The organism is Acetivibrio ethanolgignens, assembly GCF_001461035.1.
Taxonomy (GTDB): Bacteria; Bacillota; Clostridia; order Lachnospirales; family Lachnospiraceae; genus Velocimicrobium; species Velocimicrobium ethanolgignens.
On record NZ_LNAM01000035.1, the window covers coordinates 2502 to 23340 of the forward strand.

The 20839-nt window shown below is 45.1% G+C and carries 17 protein-coding genes and 4 pseudogenes; 9 read left to right on the top strand and 12 right to left on the bottom strand.

Features of this window, described 5'->3' with window-relative positions:
• The first annotated feature begins 972 nt into the window (after positions 1-972).
• The 9 genes and pseudogenes from ASU35_RS02820 to ASU35_RS19625 all read left to right on the top strand — a co-directional run bounded on the left by ASU35_RS02820 (position 973) and on the right by ASU35_RS19625 (position 7333).
• A complete protein-coding gene (locus ASU35_RS02820; RefSeq protein WP_058351578.1) occupies positions 973-2328 on the top strand; it encodes an AAA family ATPase in 1356 nt (451 codons plus the stop codon).
• A gap of 2 nt (positions 2329-2330) precedes the next feature.
• The gene (locus ASU35_RS02825) at positions 2331-3026 is read left to right on the top strand and encodes an RloB family protein (protein WP_058351579.1); all 696 of its coding nucleotides are present in this window, start codon (positions 2331-2333) and stop codon (positions 3024-3026) included.
• 56 nt (positions 3027-3082) lie between these two features.
• On the top strand, positions 3083-3802 hold the full coding sequence (locus tag ASU35_RS02830; RefSeq protein WP_058351580.1) for a hypothetical protein: 720 nt from the start codon (positions 3083-3085) through the stop codon (positions 3800-3802).
• A gap of 238 nt (positions 3803-4040) precedes the next feature.
• Entirely contained in the window at positions 4041-4232 is a 192-nt protein-coding gene (locus ASU35_RS02835; RefSeq protein WP_058351581.1) for a helix-turn-helix domain-containing protein, read from the top strand.
• 55 nt (positions 4233-4287) lie between these two features.
• A pseudogene (locus ASU35_RS02840) lies at positions 4288-5052 on the top strand (DEAD/DEAH box helicase family protein); the annotation flags it as partial.
• 450 nt (positions 5053-5502) lie between these two features.
• The gene (locus ASU35_RS20885; RefSeq protein WP_058351583.1) at positions 5503-5742 is read left to right on the top strand and encodes a DUF5348 domain-containing protein; all 240 of its coding nucleotides are present in this window, start codon (positions 5503-5505) and stop codon (positions 5740-5742) included.
• A 19-nt stretch (positions 5743-5761) separates the two neighbouring features.
• Positions 5762-6673: a ParM/StbA family protein gene (locus ASU35_RS02850; protein ID WP_058351584.1), complete on the top strand. Its 912-nt coding sequence runs from the start codon at positions 5762-5764 to the stop codon at positions 6671-6673.
• A 6-nt stretch (positions 6674-6679) separates the two neighbouring features.
• Positions 6680-7156, top strand: a complete 477-nt coding sequence (locus ASU35_RS02855) for a hypothetical protein (RefSeq protein WP_058351585.1) — start codon at positions 6680-6682, stop codon at positions 7154-7156.
• Positions 7157-7162: 6 nt separating this feature from the next.
• On the top strand, positions 7163-7333 hold the full coding sequence (locus tag ASU35_RS19625; RefSeq protein WP_172794584.1) for a hypothetical protein: 171 nt from the start codon (positions 7163-7165) through the stop codon (positions 7331-7333).
• Between the two features lie 347 nt (positions 7334-7680).
• Here ASU35_RS19625 and ASU35_RS02860 read toward each other — a convergent pair.
• From ASU35_RS02860 to ASU35_RS02910, 12 genes and pseudogenes are all read right to left on the bottom strand, one after another.
• Positions 7681-8271 (bottom strand): annotated as a pseudogene (locus ASU35_RS02860) (P-loop NTPase family protein); the annotation flags it as partial.
• Positions 8268-9062 (bottom strand): replication initiator protein A, encoded by a 795-nt coding sequence (locus tag ASU35_RS02865; protein ID WP_006356266.1) that lies wholly within the window; start codon positions 9060-9062, stop codon positions 8268-8270. The pseudogene ASU35_RS02860 and the gene ASU35_RS02865, both read right to left, overlap by 4 nt.
• 72 nt (positions 9063-9134) lie before the next feature.
• Positions 9135-9521 (bottom strand): cysteine-rich VLP domain-containing protein, encoded by a 387-nt coding sequence (locus ASU35_RS18430; RefSeq protein ID WP_002596231.1) that lies wholly within the window; start codon positions 9519-9521, stop codon positions 9135-9137.
• Positions 9511-11136 (bottom strand): relaxase/mobilization nuclease domain-containing protein, encoded by a 1626-nt coding sequence (locus tag ASU35_RS02875; RefSeq protein ID WP_002596230.1) that lies wholly within the window; start codon positions 11134-11136, stop codon positions 9511-9513. The genes ASU35_RS18430 and ASU35_RS02875 overlap by 11 nt, the downstream gene beginning before the upstream one ends.
• Complete coding sequence (locus ASU35_RS18435; protein ID WP_002596229.1) at positions 11108-11506, bottom strand: plasmid mobilization protein; 399 nt, start codon at positions 11504-11506, stop codon at positions 11108-11110. The genes ASU35_RS02875 and ASU35_RS18435 overlap by 29 nt, the downstream gene beginning before the upstream one ends.
• Positions 11507-12003: 497 nt before the next feature.
• A complete protein-coding gene (locus ASU35_RS02885; protein ID WP_002586615.1) occupies positions 12004-12216 on the bottom strand; it encodes a helix-turn-helix domain-containing protein in 213 nt (70 codons plus the stop codon).
• A complete protein-coding gene (locus ASU35_RS02890; protein WP_002586616.1) occupies positions 12209-12631 on the bottom strand; it encodes a sigma-70 RNA polymerase sigma factor region 4 domain-containing protein in 423 nt (140 codons plus the stop codon). The genes ASU35_RS02885 and ASU35_RS02890 overlap by 8 nt, the downstream gene beginning before the upstream one ends.
• 171 nt (positions 12632-12802) lie before the next feature.
• Positions 12803-13570 (bottom strand): class I SAM-dependent methyltransferase, encoded by a 768-nt coding sequence (locus ASU35_RS02895; protein ID WP_002586626.1) that lies wholly within the window; start codon positions 13568-13570, stop codon positions 12803-12805.
• A gap of 50 nt (positions 13571-13620) precedes the next feature.
• Complete coding sequence (tet(W), locus tag ASU35_RS02900; protein ID WP_002586627.1) at positions 13621-15540, bottom strand: tetracycline resistance ribosomal protection protein Tet(W); 1920 nt, start codon at positions 15538-15540, stop codon at positions 13621-13623.
• 813 nt (positions 15541-16353) lie between these two features.
• Positions 16354-18240: a group II intron reverse transcriptase/maturase gene (gene ltrA, locus ASU35_RS02905; protein WP_058351586.1), complete on the bottom strand. Its 1887-nt coding sequence runs from the start codon at positions 18238-18240 to the stop codon at positions 16354-16356.
• A 722-nt stretch (positions 18241-18962) separates the two neighbouring features.
• Positions 18963-19091: pseudogene (locus tag ASU35_RS18455) on the bottom strand (Maff2 family mobile element protein); the annotation flags it as partial.
• Between the two features lie 241 nt (positions 19092-19332).
• A pseudogene (locus ASU35_RS02910) lies at positions 19333-20823 on the bottom strand (VirD4-like conjugal transfer protein, CD1115 family); the annotation flags it as partial.
• Positions 20824-20839: the final 16 nt, after the last annotated feature.

Consider the following 20839-nt stretch of genomic DNA (forward strand, 5'->3'; position numbering starts at 1 on the left):
AGAAAAACAAAAACTGCTATTTTTTTTTATGAAAAAGTAGTGGTTTCACGTACTTAGGGCTAGCCGTCGCACTAGCGACTTGGTACAATTTTATTCATAGCATGAACCTCCGGTTATTAATTGTTTTTCGGCAACTCAATTATACCAAAACCAGATGGTTTCATGCTATTTTTTTCCAGTTATTATTGAAATTGTGTGAGGATGATAAATACAAAATATTTCTGCATAAAAGAATACCTAAGGTGAAAGAGTTGCAACTTTATGAAGCACTGTTGGACAAATTAAGGACAATTAGAAAGATACAATTAGCAGAACGTTTAGAGACAATAAGAAATATGTAAAACTCTTAGTAGTAAGAATTTCCGTTTTACTACCATTTCTACTACTAACAGGTAGTCATAACTTGCTCAATTATGCTATAATTTGCCTAGTTGACACATAGAAAAGAAATATAACAAATTCCCAGAATATCCCGCAAAACTGGGCTTTTCCGGGCAAAAAGGAGCAAACAATTACTATGATAAAAGTCTTATTCATCTGTCACGGCACTCCAGTTTTACTATAATGCAGGACTTTGCAAAGTGGGGCAGAGTACGGCATAATATGGCGGAAAGCCTTGCAAATACTACGGTTTCGACTACTAAGGCACATAGGGGTAGATGCAGAATAGTCAAAGAAATTGGGAGAAATCCTTAGTAGTAAAAGACTACTTAGGGACTGATAATTGAACAATATATTGCATATATGGCGGCTGATTCGTGAGGTGTTGTGGGTTGGCCGCTTTTGTTAGTAGTAGGAGTTGGTAGTATAGTCAAGTTAGTGTGAATAAGGGATGAATTTCTATGGGAAATGCATGTTTTGACGACTTGACGTGTTTATTTGGAGAAAAAATCTCTAAATAAAGAAATAAATATTGAAAACTGCATATAATTATAATATAATGAATTCAGTTAATATTAGGAGGTGTGCGCCATGTTAGTAAAAGTATCGGTGGAGAACTTTAAATCATTTGATAAGCGTGAAGAACTTTCTATGGTTTCCTCTAGCAAGATGCAGGGGAATAAGGATCATAAAATAAAGATTAAGCAGATCAATTTATTGAAGAATGCTGTCGTGTATGGAGCGAATGCTTCTGGTAAGTCAAATCTATTTCGAGTTTTTGATTTTATTAAAGCAACTATTAATGATGGACTTCCAGTGAATTCTGTAAATGACTTCTGCCGTAATTCTATGGAGAACAAAAGTAGAGAAAGTGTATTTGAGTTGCAGTTCACTGTGGGAGATAAATTTTATGCATATGGCTTTTCTGCGGTATTAAGTGAGAGAAGAATCACAGAAGAATGGCTATATGAATTATTGCAGGATGGTTCAGCTAATAATCTATTTATAAGAGAAGGCGTGAATACTCCGACATTAGGCGAGAAGGTTAAGCTGACAAAAGCGGAAGAAAATCGTTTTTCTGTATATGCAGAGGACTTTGCCGGCCATGAAGGTCAGTTGTTTTTGTCTGAAATGAATAGAGGTAAGAAGTACGAAGAAACATCAAAGTTGATATTCTTTAGAGATGTATTTAACTGGTTGAATAACAATATCATCATATTGAATCCGAATATGGGTATCTCTAATACTGATGCGTATTATAATCAGGAGTCATTGGAGAAGATTAGTGGGTTGATACAGACATTTGATACAGGTGTAAGCCAGATTAGTACACGTGTTATTTCTATGGATGAGCTCAGCAAGATGATCCCTGTAGAAGTGCTCTCTGGAATATTTGCATCATTAAAGAAACAGATGCAGGCCACAAATATGCCTAAAATACAGATGTCTTGGAGACTTGCGGATGGATTCTTTAATATTAAGATGGAAGGCAATGAGGAGCCAGAGATTACAACATTAGTATTAAAGCATGGTAAATCAATTTTTGATTTTAACTTTGCAGAAGAGTCAGATGGAACAAAGCGTCTGTTTGATTTGATAGATATGCTCTTAACAAAGAGAGAAGATACATTGTTTGTAGTGGATGAGTTAGAGCGAAGCTTGCATCCAAAACTTACAGAGCATTTCCTTGAATTATTCATGCAGGCTCATGAGGGAGAGCGTATGCAGCTTCTCTTTACAACACACGAAGATACAATTATGGACCAGGAGCTTTTCAGAAGAGATGAGATATGGTTCGTAGAAAGAGATGCCAACAATGCAAGCGCAATCTATTCTCTTGATCGATTCAAAGAAAGGTATGACAAGAAATTAAGCAAGGCCTATCTCGAAGGAAGATATGGTGCTATTCCTGTGTTTAAGCAGTTTTCCTTCCGAAAGGAGGAGTAGCTATGCCAATTCATACTTACACAAATTGGAATGTTAGACCTTCAGATGCAGAAGAACAGATAGAGCCATTTAGAAAGTACTTCTTCATCTGTGAAGGAGCTAATACGGAAACGTTTTATTTTAGAAAATTAATTGATTTAAGAAAGACCTTAAACATTCATCCATTAATTGATATTCGACTAATGGAAAAGACAGAAGAACACAGTAATCTTTCTTATCCGAAGCAATTGTTAGAATTTGCAGAAACATTGAAAGATGATGAGACTCTGGATTTTGATAAGGAACATGATAAGATGATTGTCATTTTCGATGCTGATATATTTGAGGAAAAGGTATCGGGATATGAGGACCTTATCAAAGAAGGCGAGAAGAGTAATATTATTGGAATTACGAATCCTGGCTTTGAAGTGTTCTTGCTTTTGCATATTGAAGGTGCATACGAAAAGTATATCAAGGATAATAATGATAAGTTCTTTGAACTGGATGAGAAGAAAAGATACAGACATCCATATAATGTGTTACTAGAGGCCACAGGTATGAATTCAAAGAAGAATAGTAAGATTGCTGATCTTGCAGAGAATGTGGCTATTGCAATTGAACAAGAAAAGTGTATTAACCAGGATATACACAATGTAAAGGGTGTAGTATCCAGTAATATTGCAAGTATTATTGAGGGGATAATTGAGGATAGGCCGTAGGGAGCAAATAAATCATATAGCTGATATTATGAAAGATAAAAAAAGGAAAACGTTAAATGGAAGTAATTGAAGTATTTAAAGAATTGAATATAGCTGATAATAGTGAAGCGTTAATAGATGAATTGGTTGGTGCAATCTCATTGGACCCAGTATCGATAAAAAATCTTGCAAAGAAAACAGGTAATGCGCCTTTATACTTTAGGGATGCTTGGTACTGGGCAAAGTTAAAAGGGTTCATATATGGAGTTAAAGATATACAGGATAATTTAGGTGAAGGGGTTAGTATTAGTACTAAGTTATTTGGTAGTGATAAGGATAAAAAAAGAAACGGAACTAGGCTTTTAGCTGAATTAGAGAAAATAGATACGGCGGAGAAAATGGGATATGTATTGAATGCTACAAAATCTTTGTTGATGGGACTTATTGATAACTCTTTGTATTTTAGACTTATTGATGTTATTGTAGATATGTTGCCAGAAGATTTGGAGTATTTTTCTAGTATTGCTATAACAACTTGTACATATAGTGGTTCTCTTCAAATTAATACTTTGCAGAGAAAAGGTTTATTGATGCAAGCTGGTGTTGATGCAAATGCTGATATTGAAAAACAAGAAAATATAGTTACTGAGTTGGGACGTAAACTTGATTGTTATGCCTTATCTTTAGACAATGAAGAGCATTGGAAGTGGCATAAAGAGCATGATGAAACAAGTGCTGGGAATTATTCTGTTGCTCCTAATATTGCAGTTGAGGGTGACATTTTGAAACTATTTTAAATAATCCTATAAAAGTATAAGAGTGAAAATATAATACGGATATATTGAAAACAAACCTTTTGGCGTAGCTTACATCAAGTACGTTGAAAGGTTATTTTTATATGGTTTTGTACGCGATATAGTATGGAACTGCACACTGAATTTTGTATAGTTTTAGATTGATTTTCGGCGGTAATCCGCTGTATAATACAAGAAGGAAATTTTGTCGTTTTATAGTGAATATATGGAGATTACAACTATGGAATTTATGACAGTAAAACAGGCTGCAGAAAAATGGGGATTGTCAGAAAGAAGACTTCAAACCATCTGTAACGAAGGAATGATTCCTGGGGTTATAAAATTTGGAAGATCATGGGCAATTCCAATGGATGCACAGAAGCCAGCGGATAAAAGAATTAAGTCGGGAAAGTACATCAAGTCCAGAGAATAGGACAGTGTATTTAGTAGGATTAGTGTGAGAAAACATACGAACAAAGAATAGAGGTATGAACATGGCGGAGAATGTTAAAAAGTATGCTCCTGGAATGCGAGTTATGATTCGCGGTGAGGAGTGGATGATAAAGAAAATAGAGAATAACACATTAGGAAATAAAGCTTTATATGTTGTTGGCTTATCTCGTCTAGTAAAGGACCAGGAAGCAATTTTTCTTGATGATCTGGAGAAAGATAATATTGAAATTGTTGATCCAACAAAGGTAAAACTTGTGCCGGATGATTCACCATGTTTTAGAAAATCAAGATTATTTATTGAAAGCCAGTGGCGTCAAAAGATCCCGACAGATAGCAAGATACATGTGGGTGATAAGGCTGCAATGGATTTGATGACGTATCAGTTGACACCTTCACAAGTTTCATTGTCAAAACCACGTCAGCGAATTTTGATTGCAGATACAGTTGGTTTGGGTAAAACACTTGAAGCAGGAATTCTTATGAGTGAATTAATCGCTAGAGGAAAAGGCAAAAGAATACTCGTGGTTACAGTCAAGAGTATGATGACTCAGTTTCAAAAAGAAATGTGGAATCGATTCACCATTCCTTTAGTGCGTCTGGATTCTAATAAGATTCAGAGTATTCGTTCTAAAATGCCTTCCAATGCAAATCCATTTTTTTATCCTGGATATGATAAGACGATTATTTCTATTGATACATTAAAAAATGATTTGGAATATCGTACTCATTTAGAGAATGCTTGGTGGGATATCATTGTAATAGATGATGAGCGCGTTATAATAAGGACAAAGTTAGAGAAACCCAGTAAAATCAAGGGGGTAGCACTAATTTAGTCCTTATTTTTATACCATTTTATCGGTAGATAAGGCAGCGCTGACAAATCAAACCGAAATCCAAACATTGCATCAACAATTCAGGAGTCATGACCTGAGTGTGTTTCGTGCATCCAAGTGAGGTGACAATTTAATAGATTTTATTTTGGTAGGACTAAATTAGCATTTATCACGGAGATATTCCGTTTGGCTGATATAGTCCTACTTTTTATTTTGAAAGGAAGAGATTGTATGAGCAAAGTGCTAATTGAAGTCCTCGTAATAATTCTTATTGCGGGCAGTTATTTGATACTGTATTCAACAGTTAGAGTATCGGCTATAGCAGATCAAAGAATAGCGGAGATACGAAGTAGAGAAACATTTGATAAAGAAAAGCAGTTGAAAACAAATCAAAGTAGTATATCGGGAGGGATGGCTATGGCAAATAAAGAAAAGAAGATCGAAGGTAGACTGGGATATAACAGTGAGAATGGCAGATATGGATTACTGGTATCAGATTTATGGGAACATACTGGATTCCACTGTGGAGAATGCTTGGAAGTCAAGGTTGATGATAAGTGGGTAAAAACCCGGATGGAAATGGATATTGACCGTAACTGGTATTTGGTGGATACCCCCTATACAGGAGATTTAGAGTATGTTAGGGCGAGAATTTAAGAAAAGGAGGAAACACAGAATGAACAATAATATCGAAGTAATCGGAATTGACCATGGTTGGTCTCAGATGAAAACAAGCAATACCTGTTTCAATACTTCCATTAAGGAATTAGCAAATGCTCCTGCATTTCACGATAATGTGCTTGAGTATGATGACAGATACTTTGCAGTTGGTGAGGAAAGACTGGAGGTGTTGGACAGCAAGGTGGAAAATGAGAACTTTTATTTACTGACGCTGGTAGCAATTGCAAAGGAATTAGAGATAAGAGGAAAGAGTGAGGCTGATGTGGTTCTTGCGGTAGGGCTTCCTCTCACAAGATTTTCAGCAGAGAGAAAACCATTTATTGATTACCTGTCCAAGAATAGGGATATGGTATTCGGATTTGAGCAGAAACTTTATACAATTCATATACTGAATGTGCTTGTATATCCTCAGTGCTATGCAGCAGTAGCAGGGATGCTTCCTACCTTTGGTAAAAAGGCACTTGTCATTGATGTTGGCTCATGGACTGTTGACAGTATGCTGATAGTGAACAAGAAGCCTGACAACAGTAAGTGTGATACACAGAATGAGGGCTTGATTAAGTGTATGAGAGCCATCAACCGAGTGGCGGTACAGGTCAAAAACAGAAAGATTGATGAAGCAGAGATTCAGGAATATATGAAAACTGGAAAGACAGAGCTTCCAAAGGATTTTAAGGAGATTATGGACCAGCAGATTCAGATTTTTGTGGATAAGGTGTACCGTTATCAGACCGAGTGTGGTTACAGTCTTGATATGATGCCGGTCTACTTTGTAGGTGGTGGGGCTGTCGTTATGAGAAATTTTGGAAGATATCAGCAGTCTAATATCCACTATGTGCTTGATGTAAAGGCAAATGCAAAAGGTTTTGAGACGATGGCAAAAATAGCACTTAGAAGCGGGAGGTAACTTAAGATGGCAAAAAGAAGTAAGCAGTACAGTTTTCATCTCAATCTAAATAATCCGGACCATTTGAAGATATACCGAACGCTGGAGGATTTGAATACAGATATTCATAAATCTGTTTCAAACTTTGTGATTAAGGCAGTGATTCAGTATATCAATGATGCCTCAAGGTCGAGTCTTACAAAGAGCGGAAAGAATGAAAAGGAGAATCTTGAAGGCTATGTAACCAGACAGGAGTTATCAGAAGCAAAGCTTCAGATAAAAGCCGATGTGATGAAAGAGGTTGCGCAGTTGTTTGGAAATGCAGCTATGAATACACAGCAGGTTGTTACGCCTGCACTTATGCAACAGATGATGTCGATGATACCAGAAAATGCAGAAAAAAAGAAAGATTCAGATAAGCCTGAGGAAGAGGCAGAGCCTACCGATGCAGCATTAGAGGAAATGTCGGTATTGTTTGCCCAGGGAAATTTTGGAGAGGAGTAAACGCCTATGGCAGTATTAAGCGGAATCGGAAATGTGTTACTTACCATATTGAAATGGATACTAAAAATTGTATTAGGAATACTCAGACTGGTATTGGAGGTGGCTAAAATATTTCTGCTTCTGCTTAATCTGGTATTCAGAGTGTTTATGGCATTTGTAGGTGCAGGAACACCATGAAAGGGGGTGTGGCTTATGAAGTTTCGATTTGAGAATTATCTTAAGAATCGCAGACTGGTAAAGTATTTCTTTGCTATGAAGAAGCTTGTAACTGCGTAAAGAAAAAAGCAAAATGAAAGGAGACTAACAATGCACAGAATACGGGACAGTCCCATAGAAGATGTCCCGTGACAACCGAATAAATTGTTCACATAGAGTAAGAGTGGACAGGTCAGTTTGTCATGAGGACACAAGCCTATCCCTCTTACGGAAAGGGAATAGGTGATTCATATGAAGAAACTATTATTTATCTTATTATCCGTAGTACTGATAGGAAGTGTCGGATGTGGCTCAAATAAAGATTTGAGTATGCCGAAGTCGTCAAGGATCAGCAGCGGATAACGACAAAGGCGGGAAATGTACTCGTTGCGCCCCTCAAAGCTGGCGGCAAGGTCATTGAGGATAAGAGCAAAGTTCGTCATGCGGACGGGGATTTCTTTCTCCATGAGGGCGTTTGCGATACAGCCTGCAAGGTAGCTTTTGCCGGTGCCTACGCCGCCCCAGAACAGGCAGCCGATATTGTCTGTCCGCATATCTTCCCAATGCTCCACATACCGGCGGGCAAGCCCGGTCTGCGGGTTCCTGCCGTTGTCGTTCTCGAAAGTCCAGTCCCGCATGGTGGGGTCGGTAAAGCCCCGGCGTTTCAGTTCTTCCACGGTGTCAAGGTGTCTGCGCCGCTTTTCGGCGGCTTCCCGTTCCTCGCGGGCGGTTCTCTGGCAGTCGCACTCTGCCGGGTGGCGGTCGCGCCCGAAGATAGCGGCCTTATCCGGCGCAAAATAGGCTTCTTTCGGCTTGCGGCACTTGCCGCAGTACAGTAAACCGTCCTCGCCGGTGTAGTCCTCCGGCTCCGGGATGGTGGTCGTCATATTCTCCAAAACCGCGTTGATTTCATTCTTCATAAACTCTCGCCCTCCTTGCATGAGTAGTCTGGTATGCCCTTTTTAGGGGCTTCCTTTTTGTCGTTCCCCGCCCATATCCGCAGGGCGGCGGCATAGTTCTGGTAGCTTTTCCCGTTGGCGGCAAGGTAGCGGCTCATTTCCTCGATGAACCGTTCCAGCCTGTCAGGGTACTCTGCCTGCAACTCGTCGTATTCGGTCTGTGACAGAAAAATATTTCCATATCGGCCATAGGGCGCGGACGGCCCCCCACTCACTCCCTTTGTTTGGCTCTCTGTAAGGTTGTTTATAGTAGTTTGGTTAGGGGACGGTTTTCCGACCATCATAAGGTCGGTTTTCTGACCATCAGTAGGACGGTTTTCCGGCTCTATGAGGGGCGGACTTCCGGCCATCAGTTGGTCTGAAAACTGTACCTGTGGCACTGGCGGTACTTTGACATAAAGCCGGTTCGGTGCGGAGAAGCCGCCCCGTTCCCGTTCCAACAGCCCCGCCGTGTCCAGTTCATTAAGCGCCCCCTTGATGGTGGTGCTGCCTTTATCCAGTATTTCTGCTATCTCCGCGATGGGATAGATAATATAAATCCTGCCCTCGTCGTCCAGCCACTTGTTTTTCTGGGAGAGGGTGGAACGGTCTAACAGCAGCGAATACAGCAGCTTGGCGGTCTGTGAAATCTCCATTTTCAGCAGGAAACGGGGATACGGCAGATAGGCGGGCAGCCGCGTGTCTGCCCTGATATAATCAGCGATAGGATCACCTCCCTGTGTTCGGGTTGATTTTGGCGTATTGTCACGCATTAAAACGCCGTTTCCGGGGGAAAAGGATAAATGTATCGCGTACCCTTTGACACCCACGAAAAAAGCCTTGATTTATGCGGGTTTGAAAGGCTCTAAAGCGTGACATCTCTGCCTTTGTTTCCGCTTTCTCTCGGCGGCTTTGATTTTCTTCATGCGCCCGGCGCAGTCGGGGCAGTATTTTCCCCGGTTGGATTTGGGGACAAAGGCCGCCCCGCAGACGGCACACCGTTTCCGGCTTCCCCGGCACAAGAGGGCTGCGGCCAGCTCCCCGTCAAGGGGCAGGACAGCCACACGGAACCAGTGGCACATGAGGGAAAAGGAAATGCTCTGGACGCACACGCAAGGCTCCCCGTCGTCCAATAGCAGGCAGTTCCCCTCATCGTAGTTACAGCACTCATGTACCAGCCGCCGCGCCCGCCGGTGCTGGCGGTAGTCCATGTGGGGCAGGTTATCGCTCATGGCTCTGCTCCTTTCTGCGGTGCGGCTCGTCCCGGCGCAAAATCTGGTCGATGTTCCGCTTGACGGTCTGCAACTCCTTGAACCGCTGTTTCTGTTCGTGATAGGTGTTATACAGGCCGTCTTTCTCGGAGATAAGCTGCTCGATCTCGGCCTGCAACGCTTTCCGGGCGGGCAGCTTGGTAATGCCATGCGCCTTGAAATACCGGGCTGCTGCGTCGGCTATGATAAAATCGCTCTCATGGGCCTGCCGGTATGCGGCGCGGGCTTTCTCGGATTTCTGTGCCCGCAGCCCGTCGCGGGCGGCCTTGGTCTGGGCGTAGGCCAACACCTGCCGCTGCAACTTCTTTTTCCCTTGCAGCTTCGTTTCCAGTGCTTTCAGTTCGCCGCTGGTCTGGCGCATTTTCTGATAGGCGGTGTCAACGGCGGCTTCTAACTGCTCCGGGGAAGTAAAGCCGTATTGCTGGTAGACGGACAGCGTTTTGGCGGCCTGCTTCAGATTGTGTATCTTCGCCCAGCGTTCATAGCCCCGGCCTTTGCCCTCGGCCATTTTCTGCTCAATGTCCACAAGCCGCTGCACTCCGTCCTGTTTCGGGGCGGCTATCTCGGCTCTGGCAACCTGCAAGCGGTCTTTTATGGTGCGTGGGGGATCGGGGGATCTGGCTGGCGCTTCGGCTGCTCTGGCGGCGTTTTGCTCTAAAACGGCAAAGACAGCGGCGCGGTCAAAATCGTCGCCCAGCTTCCGGGCGGTAATTGGCTTTGTCCTGTCCGGCGTGAGGTAGGAAAGCCGCCCCCGGCTCTCCTTGACGGTCACACCCTCCTGCAGCAACAGAGAGGAAAACTCGTCAAAGCTGGCGGCGGTGGCAAGGGCTTTCCGTAGGGTCTGCCGCAGCTTCTCCTTGTTCGTTTCAAACTTGGTCTGCCGGGGCGTGATACTATCGGCAATCATGGGGGCGTTCTGCTTGTCCAGCGCGGCCTGTCCCTTTTTCTGCGCCCAATACTCCCGGTCGGTGACGCGGTTCTTGCTGCCGTTCAAGAGGTCGATTTGATAAAGCCCCTCCCGGTGGCACATCTCCATGACTTCGGATTTGAAGTAGCGCAGGGCAGCGTCGGTACATCGGTGCTTGCAGCCGACTTTCGTATCGGCCGGCCTGTCCATGTAGGGCAGGAACGGCACTTCCTCAATCCGCAGGCTGTTTATGACGATATGCACATGAATGTTGCCGCTGTGGTTATGCCCGTCCGGGTGGGTGCAGACAAGGGCCTGGTGGCCGGGAAAATGCTCTTTACAGAATTGTTCCCCCAACGCCTGCGCCCGGTCTACGGTCAGGCCGTTGTCCGGCCCGTCCCGCGGGTCAAAGCTGATGATGTAGTGGTGGCTTTTCACATCTTCCCGCCGCTGGTTTTTCTGATAGCGGAGATTGGCCCGCATACACGCAACGGCAAAATCCTCCCCGTCGCAGTTCAGCGTGGACAGCCGGTAGTCCTCGCGGGGGATAAGCCTGCCGGTTTCATCAAGGACGGGCTTCATGGTAAACTCGTCATGCTCAAAGAGAAGATATTGCTCGGCGGCTCCGTAGTCGGCGTTTTTAGAGTTGATATGCTTGAGTGTTGCCAACCGCGTCACCTACTTTCTTGAGGACTTCATACTTGAGGACGGCAAGGTCGGATATGGCGGCGCGTACCTCGCCGGAAAGGGTGTTGTAGGGTACGCCGTATTCGTTCAGATACCGGGCAATCTGATTGAGGTTGCCGCCGATCCTGCCGTACTCGGCTGTCAGCTTCCCGACAGCGGAAAGCAACTCGTCATTGACCGACGACACATGGACAACCGGGCGTATGGTCGCCCGCCGTATCGCCTGCCGGAGAAATTCGGACTGGCTGATACCATAGGGCGCAAGCCGCGCTGTGAAGTCGGCATACTCATCTTCGGACAGCCGGGTTTTCACAACGCGGCTGCGGTGGGGCGTGTTGTATTTCTTTCGCATGGTGTGACCTCCTTTCTCGCCCGTAAGGGCGCATGAGCAGGGTTTGGGGAAGGCACTCCCCAACAAGTTTCCCGCGAGGGGCAAAACTGCAGAATTGCGGATTTTGGCACCGTGGTAGAAACTTGCTCTCCGTGACTGCAAACTTTCTCTCACTTCCGTCCGCCACTTTTTTGGAAAACTGCAACCACAAAAGTTTGTTTCTCTTTTTCTGCTACTACTAATCCTGTAAAGGGCATTCCTGCCCGCTTTCGCTAAAATGACACCGGACGCAGTGGTTTCTACCCGGTGTTGGAGAAATCCTTTCTCTTTGCCCTCTACTACGGGTAAATGCTCCAAATGCCAAACACCAGGGCAGAAAAATTCCCTCCTCGCTTACTACTACAACCGGCAGGGGGCAAAATGGCCGGGAGCGGAGCCGGACAACAAAAAAAGCAGTAAATCTTTTTCAAGACTTACTGCTTTCGCTGGCCGCGTCGGTGGCGGCTGGTATTCAGTTTTTATGACTTGTCCGGTGGTTCGTCAAGCCGGAACTTGAATTGACAGTCAATTAACCGCTGCTTTACATAGTCCTCCACCTCGGCGTTGACCTGCCCGTTCACTTTTGAGAAATAGCGGATATATCCGGCGTAGTGGAGCAGGACAGCGTTCACGGCTTCTGGGTCGCCCTCACGGGCTTTGAGGATTGTTTCATAGGGGAGAAGTCTACTCATACCGGCTCACCCCCATTTCTTCGCGTAGCCGCTGCAAGGCAAGCTGGATATGCCGCCCCGCTGTGCTGCGTGACCGGCCAATACACGCGCCGATCACGCGCTGCGGCTGGCGCAGAAAGTAATAGCGCAGGATTTCTTCCCGCGTCTGCTCCGGCAAAACAGAGATCGCGTCGGCAAGGGCGGCGTTGCAGAGCAGGACGGTCTGACCGCAGACGGTAAATGGGTATTCCTCGTCCGGCTCCGACGCGGCAAACTGGACAAACTTCTCGTTCATCAGATAGTCAAGGGAAACTTGCCGTTCCCATTGCCGTTTAAGCTTCAAAATCTTGTCCAAGGCGGCACAGCGGATAACAGTCTTGCAAAAGGCGTTGTACCTGCGCTGGATATATTCTTGATAGGCTATCTGGTCGGTCATGGAAATTCCCCTTTCTGAATAATAGTGCGGGGCGGTGGCACTTCTTGCTGTCGCCCCTTGATTGCCTACCAGCAAAGGCGGGCGGGGCTGTCAACGGCTGCGCATATGCGCCGTTCATCTTGACCGTTGACTGGCTCGGCTGGGTTTGCTATTTACCCGACAAACTTGAATTTATTTTAAGCTATCACGTTTTACCTTCTTAAGCCTTACTATCATTACCATAGGAATTTCTTTGTTGGTTTTAAAACATTCTTCATAAAATCCATCAATGACAAATCCAGCTCTAAAACAAAGGTTAAAAATATCTTGTATGGAACGATGATAATAAATCTGCTCTTTCGGTTGCCCTTCAATCGCTATATCATAGTAACTGTGCGGTGTCATATATTTTTCAGTCAACGTGACAAAACAAGGGTGTTGCGTTGCAAAGACAAAAATTCCGCTTTCCTGCAACAGTTCATAAACAGCCATAAGAAGTGGTTCAATATCCGTAATATCCATAATTGCCATATTAGAAACTGCTTTCGTAAAGGCTCGATTTCTTTTTAATTCTAATATACTTTTTCTATCGGTCGCATCCGCCACACAAAATTCAATTTGTTTTGCATATTGTGATTGCCGTCTTTTAGCCAATTCTATCATTTTTTTGCTGTAATCAAAAGCGACAACCGAAGCGCCTCTTTGTGCAAGATACGAAGAATAATTTCCATTGCCACACGCAATATCCAAAATGTAATCCGCAGGATTAGGAGATAGAAGTTCCGTTACTTTGGGACGCACTACCTCTCTGTGAAATTCATTAGATTCGTCACCCATTGCATTATCCCAAAATTGTGCGTTCTCCTCCCAGATTTTTTTACTTTCCTCTGTTCCCATGTTCTCTCCCACTCCCCAAATTTGCTTTTTTGCTTCCATTAAATCTTCCTTACTATATTCCATTGTTACCCTCCATAACTTCTGATTGTTGCCGTCTTGACGATTATGTATCTTTACATTACCTTCTGAAACATATGGCGCACCTTGTCCAGGCGGCTGTTTGGACGGCGGGGCTGGATGACCGGCTGACCGACAGCGGCCTGATATCCTTTCAGCTCTGTAAGGCATACGCTCCGCCCGTTGGTGTAAAAGGCCAGATCAGTACGGTATGCCTGTATACAGCGGGCGGGAATCTCGCCAGTAAAGACAACTTCATCCTTTTTTACCTGGGCCGTTTCGATGGTGGCACAGTATTTCGGTGCATCATGATAAGCCCTGGAAAGGTATTCCTGGGGCGCATAGAGGATGAAGGAGAGATAAGGTTCCAGCAGCTGCGTCCCCGATTCCTTCAATGCCTGTTCCAATACAATCGGGGCCAATGAGCGGAAGTCCGCCGGCGTGCTGACCGGACTGTAATAAAGCCCGTATTCAAAGCAAATCTTACAGTCCGTTACGTTCCAGCCGAACAAGCCCTGCTCCAGCCCGTAACGGATACCATCCCTGACAGCGTTTTGAAAACTCTGGTTCAAGTATCCCAGCGAAACCCGGCTCTCGTATTGTACACCGGAGCCAAGCGAGAGTGGTGTAACAGACAGTCCTATGGATGCCCAAAACGGGTTGGGCGGCACCTCGATATGGATGGTGTGGCTGGCTGCTTTGAGCGGCCGCTCCATATAAATGACGGAGGGTTCCTTTACCACTGTTTCAAGCTTGTATTTTTCCGACAGCAAAGCGGAAACAACCTCCAACTGCACCCGGCCCAAAAAAGAAAGAATGATCTCATGGGTGATGGAATCCACTTCGCAACGCAAAAGCGGGTCAGTATCCGCAAGTTGCGTAAGAGCGTCCAGCAGCCGTTCTCTTTGCGCTGCCGTTTTCGGCGCAATCGTCGTCCGCAGCATGGGGAGGGGGTCCTCGCGCCACCTTTTACGAGGGAGCCGGGTTTGGTCCCCTAATACATCGTTTAACCTCACGCTGTCGCTGGGAAGGATAACAATTTCACCCTGATAAGCGGTGTCTGTCCGAACAATTTCCCCTTTGGATGGAATACGCATCTCTGTGATTTTCAGCTTTTCTCTCCCGGCCAGGGCCACCGTATCCCGCAGGCGCAGCGTTCCGCTGTATAACCGTAGATAGACACGCCGCTGGCCGCAATCGGTGTACTCAACCTTGAAAACGCTGCCGCATAGGGCGGCGCCCCCCTGTTCCCCAATCGGTTGGAACAGCCCTGTCACCGCATCCATCAACGGTTGAATGCCAAGGCCATTTTTGGCGCTGCCATGATAGACTGGGAACAGGGAGGCGTCTTGAACCCGCTGCTGTTCCTCCCGCGCAAGTTTTTCCCGGCTGATTGGTTCTCCTGCGATATACTTTTCCAATAATTCATCGTTATTTTCGATGACCGCATCCCATGCTTCTATGTCGGTATTTTCCTCCAGGACTATTTCCGGGGACAGCGACACCGTCTGCTTGATGATAATATCGGCGGAGAGCTTATCCCGAACAGACTGAACCACGCTCTGCAAATCAACGCCAGCCTGGTCGATCTTGTTGATAAAGATAACGGTGGGAATGTTCATTTTCCGCAGGGCATGGAACAGAATACGGGTCTGGGCCTGCACGCCATCTTTAGCGGAGATCACCAAGATGGCCCCATCTAAAACAGCCAAAGAGCGGTACACCTCCGCCAAAAAATCCATGTGGCCGGGCGTATCCACAATGTTAACTTTACATCTGTGCCACTGGAAGGAAGTGACTGCCGCTTGAATGGTAATCCCACGCTGCCGCTCCAAAAACATGGTGTCCGTCCTCGTTGTCCCTTTTTCGACGCTCCCCGGTTCTGAAATGGCTCCGCTGGCATATAGCAGGCTCTCCGTCAAGGTCGTCTTTCCAGCGTCTACATGGGCAAGAATTCCAATATTGATTATTTTCATGTGATTGTCCTCCCTTTACAGCCCCAAAGGGCATAAAAATCCCCAGCAGTAAAATACTTTTACCACTGGGGATTATAAGTTGCGGACATACACATATACAGCATACACCTGTTTGTGATTGCTGTTTTTGGGGATATGTCAAAATTGATAAGGCAAAAGTATTCTTAAATTGGGTACAAAAAACTAAGCCCCTACAAAAGGAGCTATCATAATCCTTTGTTCCCACTATTTGATTATAGTTTTATTTAAGAATACCTTGCCGCATATTTTTTACTCCTTTTCTGGATTAAATCATTGTATCACATCAGTTTTAGGAAAGCAAGTACCTAAAAGAAATTTTTCTTCCCCTTATATGTAACAATCATACCGGCTTCCTAGCGTTCAGAATGTTTTCTGCTGTCTGCTGTGGTGTTTGGTTGGAATTGTCCAACCAAAAGCCGATCCGTGGTGTTGTCTGCATTTTACTAAATACAAATTCAATGTATACAGAAAGATATAAGGAGTGGGAGGGATTCCGCCGTAGTTGGCATTGTAGGAAAATCCAAAAGTTTAGATTTTCCCACAATGCTTATCTTTTGGTCTTTGGTTCGGAATAGTGTAGTGCTGGCGGTCTATCTCTTGTTTTCGGTTGCTTGCTTCCTTACCGTACATGAGCATTCGCACCCGATAGCGATAGGTAATCCTTTGAAGTTATCTCCGGATTTTCCCCCGCTCCACACCGTGCATGCGACTTTCACCGCACACGGCGCTCCATCGAATTCAGCCGTCCAGGGCTTTTAAACACAACTTACACACTTCGTTACAGCATTAAATTCAAAGAATAATAGGTGGCATTTCTGCCATAGTACGAAGTTTGTTAAGCTTTTCTATTTGTTTATTGTCAAGATTTAAGGATTTCAGGTACTTCTCAATCGTAGGTTCTGAAGAAGCATGGATAAGGATATGAACCGCTTTGCTGACAAGAATAAGATTTGCGTATTCATCCGAACCGCCATTGCTAACCGGCACTTTATGGTGGCAGTGAATATCGTGGGAATTCATCGGAATTCCTGTCACTGCACATTTACCATACTGTGCCGCATACAAAGAAATACGGTTATCCGCATATTCAATGGTTCTGCCTTTTACAGGATTTCTCATCAGCCATAACATTGTCGCTGTGTCGATTGCAAGATTCTTATGAATCTGTTCCCGACCTTTGACCGTATATTTATTGATGGATTTCCTTTTATGCTGGGCATTCTTTGACTGGACATATCCCAGTGGAACCACCGGCCGTCCATGAAGGAACCTCATCTGTCTGCTTGCTCCATACTTTTCTTTAATGAACCCATTTCTGAGCTGTCCCTTTTTGGATAAGTCGCCTTTCAGTCTGTTTCTGAGCTGTTTGTTGATACTGAAGGCAAGTCTGCTGAAGTCATGGGATACTTCTGTAGAAATATAATAGTATTCATGAAGTCCGGCAACTACAGAGTTATATTCCTGAAGCTGCATGAACTGAGCATTATCATCTGACGAATGAGCCAGTTTCTTTACTTCTTCCGATACTTTTTCATGAGCCTTTTTGTATGCTTTATCGCTCATATGAGACCGAACCACATATTTCTTACCCTTTTTACGGACTTTCAGTTTGAACCCGAGAAAATCAGAATACTGTCTTTTGAGATTAACTACTTTGGATTTGTCAGGGCTGATTTCCAGCCCCAGCCTGTCCTTTAGCCATAACTCTGTTGCCTTGTATGCTCTGACAGCATCCTCATGTGTTGCGCAGAAAATTTTAAAATCATCTGCGTACCGAACTGCATGCATCTCTTTTAATCTGCTCCGGCGCAGAGCCCTGTAAGCGTGGCTCTTAATCTCTGTTCCCTGCGCATTGCTCCTCGTTTTGAATTTTGTTTTTGTTGGCATCTCCTCCCATTGTGAGGCAATCCACCAATCCAGTTCATTCAATACGATGTTTGCAAGCAATGGCGACAAAATACCGCCTTGCGGGGTACCCCGTGTGGGATATGTTTTCTCCCCATCTGGCAGAACAACAGGTGCTTTCAGCATCTCTTTTATAATGCATAACAGCTTTTTGTCCCGGATTCCCAATGCCCATATCTGACGAATCAGCTTTGTATGACTGATATTGTCAAAGAAGCCTTTAATATCGAGGTCAACCACATGGTACAGATGTTGTACCTGTATCAGCCTCATGCATTGCGCAATAGCAGTCTCAGCGGAACGGTTCGGGCGGAACCCGTTGGAGTTCTCACTGAATTTTGCTTCACATATCGGCTCCATGACCTGCAAAATACATTGCTGTACGATCCGATCCACGATAGTTGGAATTCCCAGAGGTCTGGTCTTTCCATTGGGCTTTGGTATCTCCACTCGCCTTACGGGTCGTGGATGGTAATTACTGAATTGTTTCCATATGAGACGGACGTATTCTTCCTCGCTTAACTTTGCAAGGTCGGCTATCGTCCTTTTATCCACTCCCGAAGTATCACTTCCTGTATTCTTCTTTATCGTTCTGTATGCAAGCTTGATATTTTCTTCACTCTCGATGATTTCCATCAGATGGTTGAAGGTTTTATCTTTCTTACTTTCTGCATACAGCCTGTCAAAAGTACCTTCCATGTCGTAATACTCTGAGTTGCGGATTTTTCTCTGTTTACTTTTCCTTTCTTGCTGCCCCGAAGTCAACACAGGCATCCTCTCCCTTCGGTTTGGATTTTCTTTGTCATACTCGAAGCTGTGTTTGTTGTGTTTTCATTTTCTTTGCTGAATTCGACTTGTGGCTATCCCTCCACCGCTTACTTATTCACGGCTTCACAGGTACTGTGCCACTACTCTCACTGGAATAAAGAATGGTTATTGCCCTCTCGCGAAGGTATTTCCATCCACCACATCACTGGCTTGCAACCGCCTCCGTGTTCCCAGCTTTCCACGTTCCGATATTCCTATCATTGGATATCTTTAGGTTCTTCCTCTAAGCCTGTATCTGGTCATGCATAACCGCACCGCCTGTAACGATGCATGGACTTTCATAACAACCAATTTTACTCGCCCACAGATACCACCATGAAAGGTGTACTGCCTTTTGACAGCATCAACGTTTAGACTCGTACATTCAGAATTTCGTCAGTATTTTCATACATTCTCACCATGGATATCCGACCCCCGGCATATAGGCAACACCATCCACCTCTGGACAGCTTTCGTGTCTGGTCTGAAAACCAGTCTTACGGTTGCTCTCTGCCGACTTCACCGAGCTCTATAAACTTTTGGAGAGAGCCGTTGCATGCTCCCCGCCATTCGGAGTATTAGGGTGGCGCTTCGGGACGTTACCCCCTCATTTCACCCATCGGAATATCAGTTCTCCAAAGTTTCGGGCTACAATTGCCCTTCGACTTTGTGCGCAAGCTTTTCACTTACGAACGTGTCGCACGATTGTCGTTACCATATCCCTCCAGAAGATTGATAACGCCCCAAATGCCTAAGCCTGCTCCAAGAGCGATAACAAGGGTCTGCAATACGTTTACTGCGCTGTTGAAAAATGCCATATAATATCCTCACTTTCTGCCGCTTTGCGGCGATAAAAATTGTTTGTTTTTGGTTTTGGGTATGAAAAAAGCCGCCTGTGTTCGGCGGCTGCGTCCTCGCGCTGCTTAAACTGCTGCGGCGCGGCGGTATTCAGTTGTCATTTTTGTAAGGGTTGATACGCTGCGGCTTCCTGCCACGCTCCAAGTAGGGGCGCGTACCATATAGCCCGTGTTTACAGTTCGGATAGATTACCACCTCCCTTTACGGTGCTGCGTCCTCCTGTACGTCGATTTCGTAGTAGTCAAATACTTCGTCCGGCTTTACGATAGCGGGGCGGCGTTTGATATGCTTTTCCATGTCAAAGGCGTTTTTCGGGTCTGCGTCGGACAGGTACTTGTATTTCGGGTGCTTCGTGATGTCGTACTTATCAGAGAAGAACGGGCGCACACCTCTAAGCTGCAAGATACATTTCCCGCCGTCCATGACCGCGATTTCGTCCTGCGTCATAAGCTCTTTGCCTAACTTCTGATAGTTCAGCCCATGCGAAAGCTCCCGCCCTCTGGTTTCGGAAGTGTTGAAGCTGTCAATCGTTTCTTTGCCTAAGATTTCCGATATTTCTTTGAGCGTCGTTTTTTCCTTGCCGCCCAAGAAAAGGGTCGTGTCGCAGTTGCCGACTATGGTATCGGCGTTGTCCTTGTAGATTGCCTTTAGCTGCGACTGTGATTGCAAAATAATAGAAGCCGATATTTCGCGGCTTCGTATGGTCGCTATGAGCTTTTCAAACTTCGGGATTTGACCGATATTCGCAAATTCATCTAACAGGCAGCGCACATGAACAGGCAGCCGCCCGCCGTAAACATCGTCGGCTTTGTCGCATAACAAGTTGAAAAGCTGCGTGTAGAGAATGGAAACAACAAAATTGAAAGTGTCGTCGGTGTCGGAGATGATAACGAACAATGCCGTTTTTCTATCTCCCAAAGTGTCAAGCTCCATTTCGTCGGTTTCCATGAGTTCGCGCAGTTCCCGTATGTCAAAGGGGGCTAACCTTGCGCCGCAGGAAATAAGGATTGACTTTGCCGTTTTGCCTGCCGCAAGTTTGTACTTCTTGTACTGCTTGACCGCAAAATGTTCCGGGTCTTTTTCTTCCAGACGTTCAAACATGAGGTCTACCGGGTTCTTAAAGTCCTCGTCGTCCTCGCGGGCTTCCGACGCATTTATCATTTCAAGCAGCGTCGTAAAGTTCTTTTCCTCGTCGGGGGCTTCGTACCAGATATAGCCGATAAGCGCGGTATAGTAGAGCTTTTCAGCTTTTACCCAAAAATCCTCGCCGGATTTCTCCCCGTCGCCTTTGGTGTTGGCGATAATGGTATTGACTAACTTCAAAATATCCTTTTCGCTCCGCAGATAGGCAAAGGGATTGTATTTCATGGATTTTTTGAAGTTAATCGTATTCAGCACTTTGATTTTGTACCCGCCCCGCTGTAAGAGCTTCCCGCACTCGATTAAGACGGTGCCTTTCGGGTCGGTAACAACATAAGAACTGTGCATTTGCATAAGGTTGGGCTTTACGAAAAAGCGGGTCTTGCCGCTGCCGGAACCGCCGATAACAAGAATGTTTTTGTTTCTTGCATACTTCGGCTGCTTCGGGCGGCTGCTCATCATCAGCCTTTCGGTCTGCGTCAGCAGCACATTATTTTCAAATACAGGGTCGATATACGGCTTTATATCCTCCGCGCCGCCCCATGAAGCGTTTTGTCAAGTGTTATTT